This is a genomic window from Colwellia sp. 12G3 (assembly GCF_002836775.1).
Classification (GTDB): domain Bacteria; phylum Pseudomonadota; class Gammaproteobacteria; order Enterobacterales; family Alteromonadaceae; genus Colwellia.
In genome coordinates, this window is record NZ_PJAQ01000056.1 from 1 (window position 1) to 1319 (window position 1319).

At 35.7% G+C, this 1319-nt stretch carries 2 protein-coding genes; both read left to right on the top strand.

Features of this window, described 5'->3' with window-relative positions:
- The first annotated feature begins 107 nt into the window (after positions 1 to 107).
- Positions 108 to 620 carry an outer membrane beta-barrel protein gene (locus tag CXF71_RS13035; RefSeq protein ID WP_101233390.1) on the top strand — a complete coding sequence of 171 codons (513 nt, stop codon included), beginning with the start codon at positions 108 to 110 and terminating at the stop codon, positions 618 to 620.
- A 132-nt stretch (positions 621 to 752) separates the two neighbouring features.
- Entirely contained in the window at positions 753 to 1292 is a 540-nt protein-coding gene (locus CXF71_RS13040) for a DUF7010 family protein (RefSeq protein ID WP_101233391.1), read from the top strand.
- Positions 1293 to 1319: the final 27 nt, after the last annotated feature.

The following is a 1319-nucleotide window of genomic DNA, read 5'->3' on the forward strand; positions in this document are numbered from 1 at the left end:
GGCTGCGCTTCGTGCCTCGCACATTGTAGCCAACTATTACTTAGCCGTTTAATGTGGCGTTAGCTTTAATATCAAACTGTAGTATTCAATCAACTAAAGGAAGAAAAATGAAAAAAAGGATTATATCTGCCATTTTAGGTACTCTATTCACCACAAGCGTCTTAGCTGAGACATCAGAATATTATGCAGGAGCATCAGTTTTAAGTGCTGAAACTGACTTAGCAGGGGAATCTGAATATAATTCTGGCTATGAAATTCACTTGGGGTACAAAATAAATTCATCATTCTCAGTTGAAGCAAGCTATCTAGATCTAGGTGGGTACGACTTAACTAAGTCGAATGCCAAATACTCAATAGATACTGACGCAATTTATCTCTCTGCACTTTATACATATCCTATCGGGAGTTTTAACCTTATAGGAAGACTAGGTTACCTTTCTCAAAGTAGTAATGTTTCTGTGGTTCCAGCCATAGATAACTTTTCAGACGAGTCAGGTGGAGGGGTATTATTTGGAGCTGGCCTTTCATATAAATTCAATAAAACTATAGAGGTAAAAACAGAATTTAATGTTTCTTCAAATACCAACTACGGTTTAGTTGGTTTAAATTTTTATTTCTAAATAAAGCTAACAAACAGTTAAAGCGGGACTAAAAACAGTTTGCTGGGTTCCGCTTCGCTTCACATTTAAGCAAACTAATTTTTAGCCCCTTAACGTGGGCGTTAGAGCTATAGATCAATTTCTGGAGATGTAATGGATAATAGAGATGAGTTAATACGTTTTACTAAAAAGGGGATCGGTTTTCCATTTGCTGGATTAATCGTAATGTGCCTTTGCGCTTTAGTCATTAATTTTCTCCCACAAAGGCAGGCTTTGATAATGGTTATCTTTGCTACTGGTAGTACATTTCCAATAGCTTTCTTTATATCAAAAATATTCAAAGTTAATCCATTTGCTAAATTCCCGCCATTATCAAACTTGGCCACAGTTTTAGCCTGTGCTCAATTTTTATATTGGCCAGTGCTTATCTTAGTACTTCAATTAATTCCCAATTGGTTTCCATTCGTTTTAGCTATTCTTTTTGGCTCTCATTTCATTCCTTTTGGATGGCTTTATAAAAGTAAAGCTTATTACTTTTTAGGTATTGCTATGCCTGCTGTAGGATGTGTAATGGCTTTTGGAGGGAGCGAGTTTTCTTATACATATACTTTTTTAGCTCTTATCCCTCTGTATTTACTTACGTGTTTACTTCTTCTTAAAGAGAATTCAACAGTCAAATATGCAGTAATATAGCCCTAACAAGGCGTTCAAACGGACAAA

Bases quoted from the DNA above. Each gene is read 5' to 3' on its own strand.
- CXF71_RS13035 (WP_101233390.1), top strand. From the start codon at position 108: ATGAAAAAAAGGATTATATCTGCCATTTTAGGTACTCTATTCACCACA.
- CXF71_RS13040 (WP_101233391.1), top strand. From the start codon at position 753: ATGGATAATAGAGATGAGTTAATACGTTTTACTAAAAAGGGGATCGGT.